The following is a 17751-nucleotide window of genomic DNA, read 5'->3' as shown; positions in this document are numbered from 1 at the left end:
GTCACCACCGGGTGTGCGGCAGGCCGAGCGCGGACAGTTCCGCCTCGGCCAGCGCCGTGAGCGCGGCCGAGGTCGGGACGGCGTCCGGGTCGAGGCCGACCAGCGACAGCGTGTAGGTGTCGGCGATGCGGGTCAGATACCCGGACAGCCGGGTGCGCGGCAGCGCGTCGAGCCGCAATCCCGGGTGGATGGCGCGCGCCGCCACCCCGGTGCAGGCGTGCGGCCCCAGCGCCAGCAGGGACTCCGGGAGGTTTCCGATGTTGGAGCACAGGATGTCCCGCTCGCCCGCGCCCTTGGCCAGCCGATACGCCAACCGGTCGGGCACGACCTGGAGCAGTTCCTCGGGGATGCCGCCGGGGCTGGTCATGCGGTGCTCGTAGGCCGCGCGGGCCTTGCGCCGCAGCGACGCCGGGGTGTCGTCGCGGGTGATGGCGATCTCGGTCATCGACATGTCGTTGTCCACCCGAGGTTCGTCGCGGGTGTCGACGGGCAGGCTGGCGGCGATGGTGTCGGCGGTGAATCCACTGGCCCACAACATCTTCGCGATCAGGTGCACGAACAGGCTGTTGGCGGTGCCCTGGTGCGCGACCGCGACGCGATTCCAGTCGCGGGCCGGAATCTGGAAGGCGGTCGCGCGGCTGGCCGCAACCGTCGGCCGCTTCGATTTCCCGTTGCCCGCGAGCGTCTTTCGATGCGCGACCGGCGCCGGACGCTCCGGGATGCCGCGGCGCAGCGCGCGGGCGGTCCCGCCCAGCACCGTCGCCCACATGCTGCGCGCGTCGGCCCAATCCGAATGCCCCGTCACGGGCGCCGCGAGCGGGATACCGGACAGCGCGTTGTCGATGGCCAGGGTCAGGGCGCGGCCGTCGGCCAGGGCATGCGAGCAGGTCAGCGCGACCACGCAGCCGCCGTCGTCGAGCCGCGCCGCCGAGAGTCGCCAGCCGGGCCCGGTCTCCGGGTTGAGGTCGTCGCCTTGGCGGTCGGCCCAGTCCAGCATCGTGCCGGCCGGAATCGGATCGGTCGTCATGGTGAACGGGTACGCGGACTCGTTGGGCTGCCAGCGCGGGCGCGCCCCGGGCACCCGCGAGCGCACCACCCGGCGGCCGAGCGGCCCGGTGCGCAGATCCCGGTGAACCCGCCACAGCAGCGCCGGATGCACCGGTTCGGCGGTACGCCAGAGTCCCTGCAGGACGATCGGGGTTCCGAGGCCCCGATGCGACCGCAGGAAGATCTCGTCCAGCACGCTCAGCCGATTCATCGAACGGCTAGCGTACCGATCGGTCCGGCAGCGCGCTGCCGGGCGTATACGGGGCTTCCGCGCACCCCATGCTGCCCGTCCGCACCGAGCGGTGCTGCCCGTCCGCACCGAGCGATGCCGCCGCCCGTGCCGAGCGATGCCGCCGCCCGTGCCGAGCGATGCCGCCGCCCGTGCCGAGCGATGCCGACCTCACCGGCGCGACCGTCCAGGTCGCCGCCGATCGCTGTCCCGCGCCCGCCGTCGTCCGGTGCGTCAGGCGCTGCTGCCGTGCCGGCCCGCACCCGCCGCGAAACGCTGCGCACCATCCAGGGCCCCGTCCATCAGCGCCTTCATCCCGTGCCGCAGTTCGTTGGCGATCGCCTCGGGCTCCTCGAGACCGTCCTGCTCCAGCACCGACATCCGGTCCGAGCGCAGGCAGGTCTGCGGCAGCGCCGCCAGTTCGAGCGCGAGTTCCTCTGCGGCGCGCCGGGATTCGCCATTCGGCACCACCCGGTTCACCAGGCCGATCTGCAATGCCTCGGTCGCGCCGACCGCGCGGCCGGTGAGGATCAGGTCCATGGCGCGGCCCTCGCCGATGACGCGCGGCAGCCGCACCGTGCCGCCATCGATGAGCGGCACGCCCCAGCGGCGGCAGAAGACGCCGAAGGTGCTGTCCTGCTCCGCGATTCGCAGATCGCACCACAGCGCCAGCTCGATGCCGCCCGCCACCGCGTAGCCGGAGACGGCGGCGATGACGGGCTTGGACAGCTTCATCCGGGTCGGTCCCATGGGGCCGTCGCCGTCCTCGGTGACCTGGTTGGAGCGTTCGGTGCCCAGCGCTTTGAGGTCGGCGCCGGCGCAGAAGGTGCCGCCTTCGCCCCACAGCACGGCCACCGCCGCGGTGGGGTCGGCGTCGAAGTCGCGGAAGGCGTCGGCGAGGGCTTTCGCCGTGGGTCCGTCGACCGCGTTGCGGGCTCCCGGGCGGTGCAGGATCACGGTGTAGACAGGGCCGTTGCGCTCCACTCGTACTGTCACGAACCCGACGTTACGCCGTAAACCGGGGGTTGCGTCAAGAAATGAATCGGTGGTTCACTTCTTGTATGGCCTACCGGAGAACACCCGCTGTCCAGGCACGTCTGGATGCTCAATCCGGGTCGATCGTGCGCGCCGCCATGACCGTGCTGTCCCGCGACGGCTTCACCGGACTGTCCATGGCAGCGGTCGCCGCCGAGGCCGGAGTCGCCACCGGCACCGTCTACAAGAACTTCAGCGGCAAGGCCGAACTCGTCACCGCCGTCTTCCGCGAAGTCGTCACCCGCGAGGTCGACGCGGTTCGCGCGGCCGGGGCGGCGGGGGCGGGCCGTACCGCGCCGGACCGGGTCACCGCCGCCGTCGAGACCTTCGCCGGCCGCGCCCTCAAGAACCCCAAGCTCGCCTACGTGCTGCTCGCCGAACCCGTGGACACGGTCGTCGACGCCGAACGCCTGCGCTTCCGCCGGGCCTTCGCCGAAACCTACGTGTCCGCGATCGCCGACGGCATCGCCGATGGTCAACTGCCGCCGCAGGATCCGCGCACCTCCGCCACCGCGCTGGTCGGGGCCATCGGCGAAGTGCTGGTCGGCCCGCTGTCCGAACAACTCCAGAGCGAATCGGTGCTGCCGGAACTGGTCGCCTTCGCCCTGCGCGCCCTCGGCGTTCCCCCCGAAAGCCTCGGCGTCCCCCACGAATAGGAGTCACCCGCAATGCACACGCACGACGTCTTCAACCAGGTGCCGCCGATCGCCCCGTTCGACAACTCCCGCAATCCCGCGCTGATCGAGAGCCTGCACCGGGAAGGCGCGGGCTGGGCCGAAGCCGAAGTGCGGGAACTGGGCATCCTCGCGGGCGGGACGGAAGCCCAGGAGTGGGGCCGCGTCGCCAACGAGTACCCGCCCGTCCTGCACACCCACGACCGCTACGGCCACCGCATCGACGAGGTGGAATTCCACCCGTACTGGCACAACCTGATGGACGTCGCGGTGACGCACGGGCTGCACGGCGCGCCCTGGCAGGACGACCGTCCCGGCGCGCACACCGCCCGCGCGGCCAAGTTCTACACCTGGGGCATCGCCGACGCCGGGCACATGTGCCCGATCTCCATGACCTACGCCGTGGTGCCCGCGCTGCGCCACAATCCCGAACTCGCCGCCACCTTCGAGCCGCTGCTCGCCTCCCGCGTCTACGACTTCGGCCTGCGCGAACCGTCCACCAAGGCCGGACTCATCGCGGGCATGTCGATGACCGAGAAGCAGGGCGGCTCCGACGTCCGCGCCAACACCACCACCGCCACCCCGCTGCCCGACGGCACCTACCGCATCGTCGGCCACAAATGGTTCACCTCGCACCCCATGGGCGACATGTTCCTGACCCTCGCCCAGGCGCCGGGCGGACTGTCCTGCTTCATGCTGCCCCGGGTACTGCCCGACGGCACCCGCAACGCACTGCGCATCCAGCGACTCAAGGACAAGCTGGGCAACAAGTCCAACGCCTCCTCGGAACTGGAGTACGAGAACGCCATCGGCTGGCTGGTCGGCGCGGAGGGCGCCGGCGTGAAGACCATCATCGAAATGGTCAACATGACCCGCCTGGACTGCGTGATCGGTTCGGCCACCGGCATGCGCGCCGGGGTCGTGTTCGCCACCCACCACGCGCGCCACCGGGAAGTGTTCGGCAAGAAGCTCGTCGATCAGCCCGCCATGCGAAACGTGCTGGCCGACCTGGTGATCGAGTCCGACGCCGCCACCACCGTCATGATGCGCCTGGCCGGCGCCACCGACCGCGCCGACAGCGACCCCGCCGAGGCGGCGCTGCGCCGCATCGCGCTCGCGGTCACCAAGTACTGGGTGTGCAAGCGTGCCCCCGCGCACGCGGCCGAAGCGCTGGAATGCTTCGGCGGCAACGGATACGCCGAGGAATCCGGCATGCCGCGGCTGTACCGCGAAGCCCCACTCATGTCCATCTGGGAAGGCTCGGGCAATGTGGCGGCGCTGGACGCGTTGCGCGCCATGGGACGTCAGCCCGAGACCGTCGAAGCCTTCTTCAACGAGGTGAACCTCGCGCGCGGCGGCAACCGCCACCTCGACGAAGCGATCGACCGAATCGGCAAGGAGCTCACCGACTTCGCCGACATCGAATACCGCGCCCGCCGCGTGGTGGAGCTGATGGCGCTGGTGCTGCAGGGCGCGCAACTGGTGCGGCACGGCCACCCGGCCGTCGCGGACGCCTTCTGCCGGACCAGGTTCGGCGGTGACTGGGGCATCGCCTTCGGCACCCTGCCCGCCGGCGTGGACGTCGAGTCCATCATCCAGCGCGCCTACGTCGACTGACGCGGATCAGCCGAAGTCGAGGCCCTGGGCGAACCAGGGCCTCGCGCAACACCCGAATCGCCTTCGGGCCCATACCGTGCAAGGCCAGTAGCTCGCGCTCCCGCACCCCGGCCAGCTGCTCCAGACTGCGATACCCGGCGGCGGCGAGGGCCCGCGCCGCCGGAGCGGAGACGCCGCGGGGCCAGATCGGATCGCTCATGGCCCGAGCCTAGGCCGCTACCTCACCCGCCTGTGGAAAGCCGGCAGCGACGCGACGCGCGGGCTGCAACGAAGGCCACGCTTCCGGCCGGGGCCCTGCGGTAATAGCGTCGAAGCATGCCTCGTACAACGACGTACAGCCAGTGGATCGCCCTGCCGCCGCAGCAGCTGTGGACCGTGCTCGGGGATCCGGCTCGCCTGCCGGAATGGAATCCCGCTGTCGCCGCGCTGACCCTGCACGGCGCGCCCGCCGCGGGCGTCAGCGGTGACTACCTGCCGCGCGGGCGCGTCACCGGTGCCGTGCACGACAGGCTCGCGAAACCGTTCGTGCTCTCGACCTTCGTGCCCGATCGCGAGATCACCCTCGAACAGCCCGAACCCGCGGGGACCATGCGGATGCGCTGGGTGCTGACCCCGCGCGACGGCGGCACCGAACTCGGTCAGCAGCTCACCTTCAGCGGGCCGTCGGCCGCGGTCATGCGCAAGGTCGTCGGCGACCTGCTCGAGACCGACGCCCACACCTGCTTCACGCGGCTGGCGCAACTGGCCGGACTGCGCCCCGCCGAGGACGCGCTCACCATCGTGATCGCCGGCGGCACCGGCGCACTGGGCCGCATCCTGGCCGCCGACCTCGCCTGCCGCGGGCAGCGGGTCGTCATCCTCACTCGGCGCACCCTGCCGGAACTGCCCTACCCGCAATACGAATGGGACGGCCGCGGCGTCGGCGCGTGGGCCGACGCCCTGCGCAACCCGGGCCGTACCGCGGTCGTCAACCTCGCGGGCAAGCTCGTCGACTGCCGCCCCACCGCCGGCAATATCGCCGAATTGCGCCGCAGCCGGGTGGATTCGACCCGGGCGCTGGTGGAGGCTTCGAAGGCGCTGGACCGGCCGATCGACTACTGGATCCAGGCGAGTACCACCGCCATCTGGGCCGACGCGGGGGAGATCCGGTGCGTCGAGGGCACCCCGCTGCCCGAACCCGGCCTGCCGCAGATGACCGGCGTGGCCGCGCCCTGGGAGGCCGCCTTCGACGGGGCCAACGCCACGCATCGGATCGTCCTGCGCACCTCGATCGTCCTGGACCCGGACGCCCCCGCGCTGAAACGCCTGGCCCAGCTGACCAAGGCGGGCCTGGGTGGCAGCGTCGGCAACGGACGACAGTGGTTCAGCTGGATCCACTTCGAGGACTGGCTGGCCATCGTGCGCGCGGGCCTGGGCCTGGACCCCCGGGTCGCGCTGCCCAACGGCGTGGTGGTCGCGGCCACCGACTTCCCCGTACGCAACAAGGAACTGATGGCCACCCTGCGCCGGCAACTGCGCCGCCCGTGGTCGCCGCCCACCCCCGCGGCCGCCCTGACCGTCGGCGCGGTGCTGCTGCGCACCGACCCGGCGCTCGGCCTGACCGGACGGCACGCCACCTCGGAAGTGCTGCGGCACAACGGGTTCCGCTTCCGCTACCCGACCCTCGACGAAGCCCTGTCGAACCTGCTGCCGCGGTAGCCGCGGCCCGGGCAACCGGGCGACTGTGATCTACGACAATCTGTCGTAATCGGATGTCACGTTTCCGGGCCCGCCGGCGTCTCATGGTCATGACCGCCACCGCGAACCGCGCCGATGCCGCCGACCAGCGGTATCACCTCGCCGCGGGCCTGAAACGCTCCATCAACAAGGTGTTCCCGACGCACTGGTCGTTCCTGCTCGGGGAGATCGCGCTCTACAGCTTCATCATCCTGCTGCTGTCCGGCGTCTACCTGACCCTGTACTTCGAACCCTCCATGACCGAGGTCACCTACAACGGCGTGTACCAGCCGCTGCGCGGCGTCCGCATGTCCGCCGCCTACCGCAGCGTTCTCGACATCTCCTTCGACGTGCGCGGCGGACTGTTCGTCCGGCAGGTCCACCACTGGGCGGCTCTGCTGTTCGCGGCGTCGATGATCATCCACCTGTTCCGGGTGTTCTTCACCGGCGCCTTCCGCAAACCCCGCGAAGCCACCTGGGTGATCGGCGCGATCCTGTTGATCCTGGCCATGTTCGAGGGCTACTTCGGCTACTCGCTGCCCGACGACCTGCTCTCCGGCACCGGCCTGCGCTCACCCCTGGGCGGCATCACCATGGCCGTCCCGGTCATCGGCACCTGGACCCACTTCTTCCTGTTCGGCGGCGAATTCCCCGGCACCGTACTGATCCCGCGCCTCTACATCACCCACGTACTGCTGTTCCCTGGCATCATGCTGGCGCTGATCGGCGCGCACATCGCCCTGGTCTGGTACCAGAAGCACACCCAGTTCCCCGGACCCGCCCGCACCGAGCGAAACGTGGTGGGGGCGCGCATCGTTCCGGTGTTCTCCCTGGACCAGGGCGCGTTCTTCGCCTTCACCCTCGCCACCGTCGCGCTCCTGGGCGGCCTGTTCCAGATCAACCCGATCTGGAACCTGGGGCCCTACAACCCCGCCCAGGTGTCGGCCGGCTCCCAGCCCGACTTCTACATGATGTGGACCGACGGCCTGGCCCGGCTCATGCCGCCCTGGGAGATCTACCTGGGCGGCTACACCATTCCCGCCGCGTTCTGGGTGGCCGTGGTGATGGGCCTGGTGCTGGCGGTGATCCCGCTCTACCCGTGGATCGAGAAGCGGCTCACCGGCGACACCGCGCACCACAATCTGCTGCAGCGGCCCCGAGACGTGCCGGTGCGCACCGGAATCGGGGCCATGGCCATCGCCTTCTACCTGATGCTCACCTTCGCCTGCGTGAACGACATCATCGCGCTGAAATTCTCGGTCTCGCTCAACGCGACCACCTGGTTCTTCCGGATCGCCCTGCTGCTGGCGCCGCCGCTGGCCTACACCGTCGCCTACCGGTTCTGCCTGGGACTGCAGCGCGGTGACCGGGCGGTGCTGGAACGCGGGATCGAGACCGGGATCGTCAAACGGCTGCCGCACGGCGAATACATCGAGGTGCATCAGTCGCTGGGGGCCGCCGAATACCAGGGTGCGCCGGTCCCGAAGAAGATGAGCAAGCTCGGGGCCGCGGGCAAACCCGGCGCCGGCGGGTTTCTGGCGGCGGATCCGGCCGCCGAGCGCGAGGCTCTCACCGCCTCGAGTCATCATGAGGAGCGCGCGCAGCTGATGGTGCTGAAAGCGAAGCAGGACAACGGGAGTCGAGGATGAAACTCCGGACACGCACCGACGACGGGGAATACGGGCTGCTGGTGGCCGCCGCCACCGCCTACGACATGCAGTCCGCGCGGGCCGTGCGGCAACTACTGCACACCCACGGGGTGCGCGCCACCCTCGGCCCGGCGCGCATCCACCGGTGGCGAAACCTGAAGGACCACTTCCGGATCCTGGTCTTCCCCGAGGACGCCGTCCGCGCCTACGACGTCCTCAGCCGCCACACCAGCTAGAGCTTGGTCAGGGTCCGGCTGTAGGAGGGGATCAGCCGGATCTTGCCCGCGGTGCCGAAATCGATGGTGACCGTGGCCAGCGCACCGAAACCCTCCGCGGCGATGACCCGGCCCAGGCCGTACTTGTCGTCGTTGACACGATCGCCCACCGCGAGCACCAGACCGCTGTTGTTGCGCTTGGCCCCGGCCCCGGCCGCGGCGGGGGCCGGACGCCGCTCACCACGGTCACGCAGACCGGGGCGGGTGTCCGACCAGCCGTCGCCGCGGGTCCAATCCCGTTCCAGGCCATCGTCTTCGCCGCGCCGGCGGAACCCGCGAGAGGTCTGCGACGGCGCGGGCTCCAGCCGCTGCCAGTCCATCAGATGTCCCGGAATCTCCTGCAGGAAGCGGGATTCCGGATTCGACACCGGCTGCCCCCAACCCGAGCGGACCACCGCGCGGGTCAGGTACAGGCGCTTGCGGGCGCGAGTGATGCCGACGTAGGCCAGCCGGCGCTCCTCCTGCAGTTCAGCGGGATCGCCCAGCGCGCGCATGTGCGGGAACTGGCCGTCCTCCCAGCCGGTCACGAAGACCACCGGGAACTCCAGGCCCTTGGCGGTGTGCAGGGTCATCATGGTGACCACGCCGGAACCCTCTTCGGGAATCTGATCGGCATCGGCCACCAGGGAGACGCGCTCCAGGAACGCCGCCAGCGAACCCGGCTCCGGCTCGCCCTCGGCCTGCTCGGGCACCAGGCCCTCGTCCCGCGCGGCCTCCACATTGTTGCGCGCCTCGGAACTGAATTCCCGTGCGACGCTCACCAATTCGTTGAGGTTGTCCAGGCGGGCGCCGTCCTGCGGATCGTCGGAGGCCTCCAGCTCGGCCCGGTACCCGGTGCGATCCAGCACCGCCTCGACGATCGAACCCACGTCGGGGAAGTCCATATCGGCTTGCGCCCCGGCCGCCCGGATCTCCTCCAGCAGCTCCAGGAATCCCGAAATAGCCTTCTGCGAACGGGAATTCAGCAGGGCTACCTTGCCCGCTGCGGCGTCCCGCAGCGCCTGCGCGAAACCGATGTTCCGCTGCTCGGCGTGCACGGCCACGCACGCCTCCGCGCGATCGCCGATGCCGCGGCGCGGGGTGTTGAGCACCCGGCGCAGGCTCACCGCGTCGTCCGGATTCTCCAGCACCCGCAGGTAGGCCACGATGTCGCGGACTTCCTTGCGCTCGTAGAAGCGCACGCCGCCGACCACCTTGTAGGGCAGGCCCATCCGGATGAAGATCTCTTCCAGCGCGCGCGAATTGTTGTTGGTGCGGTAGAAGACCGCCACATCCGCGTAGTTCGCGTCGCCCTGATCGACCAGCCGGTCGATCTCGCGGGCCACGAACGAGGCCTCGTCGTGCTCGTTGTCGGCCACGTAGCCGACGATGAGATCGCCGTCGCCCTGATCGGTCCACAGCTTCTTGTCGCGGCGGCCCTCGTTGCGGGCGATGACCGCGTTGGCCGCAGTCAGAATGTGCTGGGTGGAGCGGTAGTTCTGTTCCAGCAGAATGGTTTCCGCGTCCGGGAAGTCGCGCTCGAACTCCTCGATATTGCGGATGGTGGCGCCGCGGAAGGCGTAGATCGACTGATCCGCGTCACCCACCACGCACAACTCCGAGGGCGGCACCCGGTGCTCCGAGCCGGTGTCGGGGTCATCGCCCCACACCCCGCCCCGGTGATGGCCCACCAGCTCACGCACCAGCGTGTACTGCGCGTGGTTGGTGTCCTGGTACTCGTCGACCAGCACGTGCCGGAAGCGCCGCCGGTAGTACTCGGCCACCTGCGGATGCCGTTGCAGCACCGACACCGTCTCGCCGATCAGATCGTCGAAGTCGAAGGCGTTGGCCGCGCGCAGCCGCCGCTGATACTCGCCGTACACCCGGGCCACGATGCGCGGCAGCTCGCTGTCCTCGGTCTCGGCGTCGGCCGCCGCCTGCGCGGCGTCGACGAGCTCGTTCTTGAGATTCGAGATGGCGGTGGACAGCAGGCGCGGCGAATACTTCTTCGCGTCGATCTCGAAATCGCGCAGGATCATGCCCAGCAGCCGGCGCGAGTCATCGGCGTCGTAGATGGAGAAGTTGGAGTTCATCCCCTGCAACAGCGACGCCTGGGTGCGCAGGATCCGCACGCAGCTGGAGTGGAAGGTGGACACCCACATGCCCGCCGCGCGCGGGCCGACCAGCCCGGCGACGCGTTCCCGCATCTCGGCGGCGGCCTTGTTGGTGAAGGTGATGGCCAGGATCTCGCTGGGCCGCACGCCGCGCGCGTCCAGCAGATAGGCGATACGACGGGTCAGGACCGCGGTCTTGCCCGAACCGGCTCCCGCCACGATCAGCAGCGGGGTGCCGGTGTGCATCACCGCGGCGCGCTGTTGTGGATTCAAACCCTCGAGCAACGCTCCGTCTCGCCGCGCCTGCTCGGTCTTCTGCTCGCCCTTTGCCACCGTCGTATTCATCGCCCATCCACGCTACCGGCGCGCACCGACAGCCGCTGGGCCGGATCGCACAGGTGTCCGATTAGTGCCGGTCCGGCGAATTTCCGGTGAACCGAGTGACAGAAGGAAACTCAGGAGATTCATAAATGTACCCGTTTTGCTCAGGTACCTCGCCGTGGCAGACTCGTCCCATGACCGGGTCGAAGGTGACGCATTGCACTTGAGCACCGACACGCACCGCACCTGACCCCCATCCCGGGGAGACCAATTCTTGCCAGGGGGGACAATGTATGGCCGACAGGTCTGATTCTTGGTGAAGAACCGATCGGTAACAGGATGGGTCCACCCACCGATCGACGTTCTGGACCACGAGGAGTTGAAAGTATGAGCATCTCGACGACGGGACATTCCGAGTCTGCCACTGGCTCGGACTCCGCCCTGCCCACCGAGGCAGAGATCGACAAGCTGCGTTTGGAAATCGACAAGCTGGACGCCGAGATCCTCGCCGCCATCAAGCGCCGCACCGAGGTCTCGCGCATCATCGGACGGACCCGAATGGCGAACGGCGGGCCCAAGCTCGTCCACTCCCGCGAGATGAAGGTACTCGAACGTTTCAGCGAGCTCGGCCAGGAAGGCCACACCCTCGCCATGCTCCTGCTGCGCCTGGGCCGCGGCCGGCTGGGCCACTGACACTTCCCTGTTAACGACGAGCACCGCTCGATCCGATACAACGAGCGGTGCCGTTCCGCGCGGCCACCACACCGAGCCACGCTGCATGCGGAGCCACGGATGCAGCAGCCCCAGGCCGCCCCGGGTGTTTCGACCCCGGGGCGGTTCTTTCATTCCTAGGGCAGGGCGATGTACTTCGTGTCGAGGTACTCCTCGATGCCCTCGTAGCCGCCCTCCCGGCCGAAACCGGATTCCTTCACGCCGCCGAAGGGCGCGGCCGGGTCGGAGATGACACCGCGATTCACGCCGACCATGCCGGTCTCCAAACCCTCGGCGACCCGCAACGCCCGGTCCAGACTCCGCGTGTAAACGTATGCGACCAGGCCGAATTCGGTGTTGTTGGCGGCGGCCAGGCCCTCGGCCTCGGTATCGAAACCGACGATCGGGGCGACCGGTCCGAACACCTCCTCACGCAGGATCCGAGCGTGCGCCGGGACATCGGTGAGCACGGTGGCCGGATAGAACCAGCCCGCGCCGCCCGGCGCCTTGCCGCCCAGCTTCACCTGCGCGCCCGCCGCCACCGCGTCGTCCACCAGATCGCTCACGGTGTCGAGCTGGTTCTCGTTGATCAGCGGGCCCAGCGTGGTATCCGGGTCCACGCCATTGCCCAGCCGGTACTCGGCCATGGCCGCCACCAGCTTGTCGGTGAATTCCTGGCGAACCGAATTCTGGACGTGGAAGCGGTTGGCTGCGGTGCACGCCTCCCCGCCGTTGCGCAGCTTCGCCAGCACCGCGCCCTGCACGGCGGCATCCAGATCGGCGTCGTCGAAGACCACGAAGGGCGCGTTGCCGCCCAACTCCATCGAGGTGCGCAGCAGACCGTGCGCGGACTGCTCGACCAGCTTCTTGCCGACCGGGGTGGACCCGGTGAAGGTCAGCTTGCGCAGTCGCGGATCGTTCAACAGCGGCGCGGTGACCGCGCTCGAACGCGAGGTGGTGATCACCGACAGCACGCCGTCGGGCAGCCCGGCCGCACTGCACAGCTGAGCCAGCAGCAGCATGGTCAGCGGGGTCTCGCCCGCGGGCTTCACGATCATCGTGCACCCGGCCGCCAGCGCCGGGCCGATCTTGCGAGTTCCCATGGCCAGCGGGAAGTTCCACGGCGTGATGGCCAGGCACGGCCCGACCGGCTGCTTGTGCACCAGGATTCGCCCGACCCCGCCCGGGGCGGGCTGGTAGCGGCCGTGCACCCGCACCGCCTCCTCCGAGAACCAGCGGAAGAACTCCGCGCCGTAGCGCACCTCATTGCGGCTCTCCGGCAGGGCTTTACCCATTTCCAGGGTCATCAACAGCGCGAATTCCTCGGCCCGCGAGGTGATCGCCTCGAAGACCGCGCGCAGGATCTCGCCACGCTGCCGGGCCGGGGTCGCGGCCCACTCGGCCTGCACGGCCGCGGCCGCGTCGAGGGCGCGCATGGCGTCCTCGGGGGTCGCGTCGGCGACCTGGGCGATGACCTCGCCGGTCGCCGGATTGTGGACCGGGAACGTCGCGCCGCCGGTGGCGTTCACCGGCCCGCCGATCCAGAGCTGTGTGGGAATGGACGACAGGAGCTCAGTCTCAGACACCATGTCCGCCAGCCTATGCCTCGCGTTCGAATTTCACTCCGCGCTGCGCGAACCCCCGGGATTAGCCGCTGTTACCTGCGAGTCGCAATGTGGACGTTGTAACCTCCCGGGAGTGAGCAGCGACATCACCGCGTCGGCGGTCTGGCGGAAACTGCACGATCACCACTCCTCTCTGGCGTCGCGGCACCTGCGCGAGTTCTTCGCCGAGGATCCCGAGCGCGGCCGGGAGCTGATCGTGCGGGTCGGTGACCTGCATATCGACTACTCCAAACACCGGGTGACCCGCGAAACCCTGGATCTGCTGGTCGAATTGGCGGAGACGGCCGGGGTGGAGCGGCGCCGCGACGCCATGTTCGCGGGCGACCGGATCAACACCTCCGAGGACCGCGCGGTCGGGCACGTGGCGCTGCGGGTACCCGCCGGCGGGCACATCGACATGGACGGCGAGGACGTCGTCCCCGAGGTGCAGGACGTGCTCGAGCGGATGGGCGCGTTCACCGACGACGTGCGCTCCGGGCAGTGGCGCGGCGCGACCGGCGAACGCATCACCACCGTGGTGAACATCGGCATCGGCGGCTCCGACCTCGGCCCGGCCATGGTGTACCTGGCGCTGCGGCACTACGCCGACGCCGGCATCGCCGCCCGCTTCGTCTCCAATGTCGATCCGGCGGACCTGGTTTCGAAGCTCGACGGCCTCGACCCGGCCACGACGCTGTTCATCGTCGCCTCCAAGACCTTCTCCACCCTGGAGACGCTCACCAACGCCACCGCGGCCCGCCGCTGGCTGGTGGCCGCGCTCGGCGAGGCCGCGGTCGCCAAGCACTTCGTCGCGGTGTCCACGCACGCGCAGCGGGTGTCCGAGTTCGGCATCGACACCGCCCACATGTTCGGCTTCTGGGACTGGGTCGGCGGCCGCTACTCGGTGGACTCGGCCATCGGACTCTCGGTCATGGCCGTCATCGGCAAGGAACGGTTCGCGGAGTTCCTGGCCGGAATGCACACGGTGGACGAGCATTTCAGGCAGGCGCCGCTCGCCGAGAACGCGCCGGCCCTGCTCGGCCTGCTCGGCGTCTGGTACTCGAACTTCTTCGGCGCGCAGTCCCGCGCCGTGCTGCCCTACGCCAACGACCTGGCCCGCTTCCCGGCCTACCTGCAGCAGCTGACCATGGAGTCCAACGGCAAATCCGTACGCGCCGACGGCACCCCGGTCACCACCTCCACCGGTGAGATCTTCTGGGGCGAGCCCGGCACCAACGGCCAGCACGCCTTCTACCAGCTGCTGCACCAGGGCACCCGGCTGGTGCCCGCCGACTTCATCGGATTCGCCCGTCCCACCGACGATCTGCCCACCATGGACGGCACCGGCAGCATGCACGACATCCTGATGAGCAACCTGTTCGCCCAGACCAAGGTGCTGGCCTTCGGCAAGACCGCCGAGGAGATCGCCGCCGAGGGCACCGCCCCGAACCTGGTGCCGCACAAGGTGATGCCCGGCAACCGCCCCTCCACGGCCATCCTCGCGCCCCAGCTCACCCCGTCGGTGCTCGGCCAGCTGATCGCCCTCTACGAACACCAGGTCTTCACCGAGGGCGCGATCTGGGGCATCGACAGCTTCGACCAATGGGGCGTCGAGTTGGGCAAGCAGCAGGCGCTGGAGCTGGCCCCGCTGCTCACCGCCGCGGAAGCGCCCGCCCCACAAGCGGACTCCTCGACCGACGCGCTGATCCGCTGGTACCGCACGAACCGCCGGTGACGCAACGGGCCCGCATCGGCCCGCCAGAACGAGAAAGGCGCGTCCCGAGAGGGGAACGCGCCTTTCGCTGTATTCGGGGGTGTCAGTCCCTCTCAGGGCCCAGGGAGATGCCGCGGGAGGCGAGCCAGGGCAGCGGGTCGATCTTGTCGACGCCGTTCAGCCAGACCTCGAAGTGGCAGTGCGGGCCGGTGGAGAAGCCGCGATTGCCGACCGTGGCGATCTGATCGCCGGCCATCACGCGCTGGCCCTGGGAGACCGTCGCGGTGTCGATGTGGCCGTAGATGGTGACCGTGCCGTCGTCGTGCAGCAGGCGGACCCACATACCGAAACCCGAAGCGGGACCGGCCTCGAGCACGGTGCCGTCGGCGACCGCGTAGATCGGGGTGCCGATCGGGGCGGCGATGTCGACACCCTGATGCGCGACGCCCCAGCGGATGCCGAAGCCGGAGGTGAAGGTGCCCGCGGCGGTGAACTTGGTCCACAGCGGCCGGTACTTCGACGCCTCCTGGTTGGCCATGTCGGCGGCGAACTGCTTGCCCTTGGCCAGAATGTCGTTGAACTGATCCAGGTTCGCCGGTGCGTTCGGGTTCAGGACCTGCGGGGCGCCGGGCGCGCCGTCGCCGACCACCGAGGTGGCCGCGACTTCCTTGACCTGGTTGGCGGCCTGGTAGTCGACATTGCTGGTGTCGTGGCTCGCGGCTTCGACGGTGGCCTGTCCGGCCGCCACGACCGCACCGGCCGCGACCGCGACCACGGCCGCACGGCCTTTGAGCGCGGAGGGCGGGGCGGGTAGGCGGTGCGAGCCGCCGGCGCGGCGCTTGCCGCCGGAGCGGGTGGGGCGCGGCTCGTCGTCCGAATAGTCGTCGAGCGCACCGTGATCGACACGGGCGCCGTCACCGGAGAACTGGAGCTTCTCGCCGGACGCGGTCTTGAAGGTGTAGACCGGTCGGTATTCGTCGGAGGGGGTCGGGTCCGCGCTCGCATCCCAGTTGGTCCGCGACTGCGCGGCCCAATCGCTCGGATTCGGTGCGGCCCAGCCGTTCACCGTGGTCTGGGCGTTGTAGTCCCAGTTCGGCTCGGGCTGCCACTCGGCCGGTTCGGCCTGCCACTGCGGGGACTCGCCCCACTGCTGCTGGGGTTCACCCCACTGCTGGGCGCCGTTCCAGTCGGCGTCGGACTGCCACTGTGCCTGCGGATCCCACTGGGTCTGCTGCTCCCACTGCTGGGCGGGCTGCTCCCAGCGGGAGCCGCCGTTCCACGCCTGGGTGGCGTCCCAGTCGCCGTGGGCGACCGTGCCGGTGGTGTTCGGGGAATCGAATGTCGTTGCGCCGCCGGGGTTATCCGCGTCCTCGCGATAGCGATGGCCGCGGCGGGGCCGGTGCTGCGAAGGGAACGAGCCGTCGCTCAAAGCCTGCCGTCCTCCTGTCCGTGACCGGGTTGTGACATCGAACGCAACGACGGTAACGAAACGATTGCGGCTCAGCAAGCGATGGACCCCGTTCGACACACTGCTGTGACATTGATCACGTGTGACGCCGGAATGCGCTCACTGTGCTCCGGGTAACCGAGTGAGGTTTGTCGACGACGCTGCGTAGTAGCCAGTGTCACTCTCCGGGATTCGCTGGCCCCACCTGGCGCCGGGCCAACAAGCTACCCGCCAGTAGCATTGACGAGGGGTTTTAGGGGCGCGGAGACAGTACCGTGACCTGCGCCACTTAGGCTGTATGCGGCTGATTTTCGCTCCGTGTGACTGATTAGAGTCCGAGCCGACCCCGCTGACCCTCCCGCGCGACCTGCAAACAGTCGCCGAGGGGTCGACGACGGGCCGCCAACCAAGACGTTGTCACAACAACGCAGACGAGACGGTGAGTACATGGATCTCTTCGAATATCAGGCGAAGGAACTCTTCGTGAAGCACGGAGTGCCTTCGTCGGAGGGCCGCGTCACGGACTCCGCCGAGGACGCGCGTGCGATCGCGACCGAACTCGGCAAGCCGGTGATGATCAAGTCGCAGGTCAAAGTCGGTGGCCGCGGCAAGGCCGGTGGCGTGAAGTACGCCGCGACCCCGGATGACGCCTTCACCCACGCCAACAACATCCTGGGCCTGGACATCAAGGGCCACGTCACCAAGAAGATCCTGGTTGCCGAGGCCAAGGACATCGCCTCGGAGTACTACATCTCCTTCCTGCTCGACCGTTCCAACCGCACCTACCTGGCCATGTGCTCGGTCGAGGGCGGCATGGAGATCGAGGAAGTGGCTGCCACCAAGCCGGACCGTCTGGCCAAGGTCGCCGTCGACGCCGTCAAGGGTGTCGACCTGGCGTTCGCCCGTTCCATCGCCGAGCAGGGCCACCTGCCCGCCGACATCCTGGACGCGGCCGCGGTGACCATTCAGGCGCTGTGGGAGGTCTTCATCAAGGAAGACGCGACCCTGGTCGAGGTGAACCCGCTGGTTCGCACCCCCGACAACGAGATCCTGGCCCTCGACGGCAAGGTCACCCTGGACGAGAACGCCGAGTTCCGCCACCCCGACCACGCCGAGTTCGCGGACATCGACGCCACCGACCCGCTCGAGCTCAAGGCCAAGGAGAACGACCTCAACTACGTCAAGCTCGACGGTGAGGTCGGCATCATCGGCAACGGCGCGGGTCTGGTCATGTCGACCCTCGACGTCGTCGCCTACGCCGGCGAGAACCACGGTGGCGTGAAGCCCGCCAACTTCCTCGACATCGGTGGCGGCGCCTCGGCTGCCGTCATGGCCGCCGGTCTCGACGTCATCCTGAACGACGCGCAGGTCAAGTCCGTGTTCGTGAACGTCTTCGGTGGTATCACCGCGTGTGACGCGGTCGCGAACGGCATCGTCGGCGCGCTCAACACCCTGGGCGCCGAGGCCAACAAGCCGCTGGTCGTCCGTCTGGACGGCAACAAGGTCGAAGAGGGCCGCAAGATCCTCGCCGACTTCAACCACCCGCTGGTGACCCTCGCTCAGACCATGGACGAAGGCGCCGACAAGGCCGCCGAGCTGGCTGCGGCCAAGTAAGGACT

At 69.2% G+C, this 17751-nt stretch carries 14 protein-coding genes; 8 read left to right on the top strand and 6 right to left on the bottom strand.

The features are described 5' to 3' along the window. Window position 1: 1 nt before the first annotated feature. A complete protein-coding gene (locus ACYVKL_RS16615) occupies window positions 2-1258 on the bottom strand; it encodes a hypothetical protein (protein ID WP_379164285.1) in 1257 nt (418 codons plus the stop codon). Window positions 1259-1510: 252 nt separating this feature from the next. After that, on the bottom strand, window positions 1511-2272 hold the full coding sequence (locus tag ACYVKL_RS16610) for a crotonase/enoyl-CoA hydratase family protein (protein ID WP_379164282.1): 762 nt from the start codon (window positions 2270-2272) through the stop codon (window positions 1511-1513). A 65-nt stretch (window positions 2273-2337) separates the two neighbouring features. On the opposite strand from ACYVKL_RS16610, the gene ACYVKL_RS16605 reads away from it, so the two are divergent. Together ACYVKL_RS16605 and ACYVKL_RS16600 are read left to right on the top strand one after the other, a co-directional pair. Then, window positions 2338-2967: a TetR/AcrR family transcriptional regulator gene (locus ACYVKL_RS16605; protein WP_213559316.1), complete on the top strand. Its 630-nt coding sequence runs from the start codon at window positions 2338-2340 to the stop codon at window positions 2965-2967. Window positions 2968-2979: 12 nt separating this feature from the next. Beyond that, window positions 2980-4602: an acyl-CoA dehydrogenase family protein gene (locus ACYVKL_RS16600; RefSeq protein ID WP_379164279.1), complete on the top strand. Its 1623-nt coding sequence runs from the start codon at window positions 2980-2982 to the stop codon at window positions 4600-4602. Here ACYVKL_RS16600 and ACYVKL_RS16595 read toward each other — a convergent pair. Next, the gene (locus ACYVKL_RS16595; protein ID WP_379164276.1) at window positions 4577-4801 is read right to left on the bottom strand and encodes a helix-hairpin-helix domain-containing protein; all 225 of its coding nucleotides are present in this window, start codon (window positions 4799-4801) and stop codon (window positions 4577-4579) included. The two genes, ACYVKL_RS16600 and ACYVKL_RS16595, sit on opposite strands and share 26 nt — an antisense overlap. 116 nt (window positions 4802-4917) lie before the next feature. Between ACYVKL_RS16595 and ACYVKL_RS16590 the strand changes: the two genes are divergently transcribed. From ACYVKL_RS16590 to ACYVKL_RS16580, 3 genes are read left to right on the top strand one after another with little or no spacing between them, the layout of a single operon-like run. Continuing rightward, window positions 4918-6300, top strand: a complete 1383-nt coding sequence (locus ACYVKL_RS16590) for a DUF1731 domain-containing protein (RefSeq protein WP_379164273.1) — start codon at window positions 4918-4920, stop codon at window positions 6298-6300. A gap of 53 nt (window positions 6301-6353) precedes the next feature. Next, window positions 6354-7967: a cytochrome bc1 complex cytochrome b subunit gene (gene qcrB, locus ACYVKL_RS16585; protein ID WP_379164270.1), complete on the top strand. Its 1614-nt coding sequence runs from the start codon at window positions 6354-6356 to the stop codon at window positions 7965-7967. Then, on the top strand, window positions 7964-8203 hold the full coding sequence (locus ACYVKL_RS16580; RefSeq protein WP_379164267.1) for a hypothetical protein: 240 nt from the start codon (window positions 7964-7966) through the stop codon (window positions 8201-8203). The genes qcrB and ACYVKL_RS16580 overlap by 4 nt, the downstream gene beginning before the upstream one ends. On the opposite strand, the gene pcrA is transcribed toward ACYVKL_RS16580, so the two are convergent. Continuing rightward, window positions 8200-10680, bottom strand: coding sequence for a DNA helicase PcrA (gene pcrA / locus ACYVKL_RS16575; protein WP_379164264.1), 2481 nt, complete (start codon window positions 10678-10680; stop codon window positions 8200-8202). The two genes, ACYVKL_RS16580 and pcrA, sit on opposite strands and share 4 nt — an antisense overlap. Before the next feature lie 363 nt (window positions 10681-11043). Here pcrA and ACYVKL_RS16570 point away from each other — a divergent pair, with 363 nt between their 5' ends. Next, window positions 11044-11349, top strand: a complete 306-nt coding sequence (locus ACYVKL_RS16570) for a chorismate mutase (RefSeq protein ID WP_213559321.1) — start codon at window positions 11044-11046, stop codon at window positions 11347-11349. 155 nt (window positions 11350-11504) lie between these two features. Here the strand turns inward: ACYVKL_RS16570 and ACYVKL_RS16565 are convergent, their stop codons facing one another. Beyond that, window positions 11505-12956, bottom strand: coding sequence for an NAD-dependent succinate-semialdehyde dehydrogenase (locus ACYVKL_RS16565; protein WP_379164261.1), 1452 nt, complete (start codon window positions 12954-12956; stop codon window positions 11505-11507). 109 nt (window positions 12957-13065) lie between these two features. Here ACYVKL_RS16565 and pgi point away from each other — a divergent pair, with 109 nt between their 5' ends. Continuing rightward, a complete protein-coding gene (pgi, locus tag ACYVKL_RS16560; protein WP_379164258.1) occupies window positions 13066-14706 on the top strand; it encodes a glucose-6-phosphate isomerase in 1641 nt (546 codons plus the stop codon). Between the two features lie 82 nt (window positions 14707-14788). Here the strand turns inward: pgi and ACYVKL_RS16555 are convergent, their stop codons facing one another. After that, window positions 14789-15751: a M23 family metallopeptidase gene (locus ACYVKL_RS16555; RefSeq protein ID WP_379165757.1), complete on the bottom strand. Its 963-nt coding sequence runs from the start codon at window positions 15749-15751 to the stop codon at window positions 14789-14791. A gap of 828 nt (window positions 15752-16579) precedes the next feature. Here ACYVKL_RS16555 and sucC point away from each other — a divergent pair. Beyond that, entirely contained in the window at window positions 16580-17746 is a 1167-nt protein-coding gene (gene sucC, locus ACYVKL_RS16550) for an ADP-forming succinate--CoA ligase subunit beta (RefSeq protein ID WP_379164255.1), read from the top strand. The last annotated feature ends 5 nt before the right edge of the window (window positions 17747-17751 follow it).

It is taken from the genome of Nocardia tengchongensis (assembly GCF_054781395.1).
Note: the sequence above shows the minus strand (reverse complement) of the source record. Positions and strands in the feature narration are given on the sequence as shown.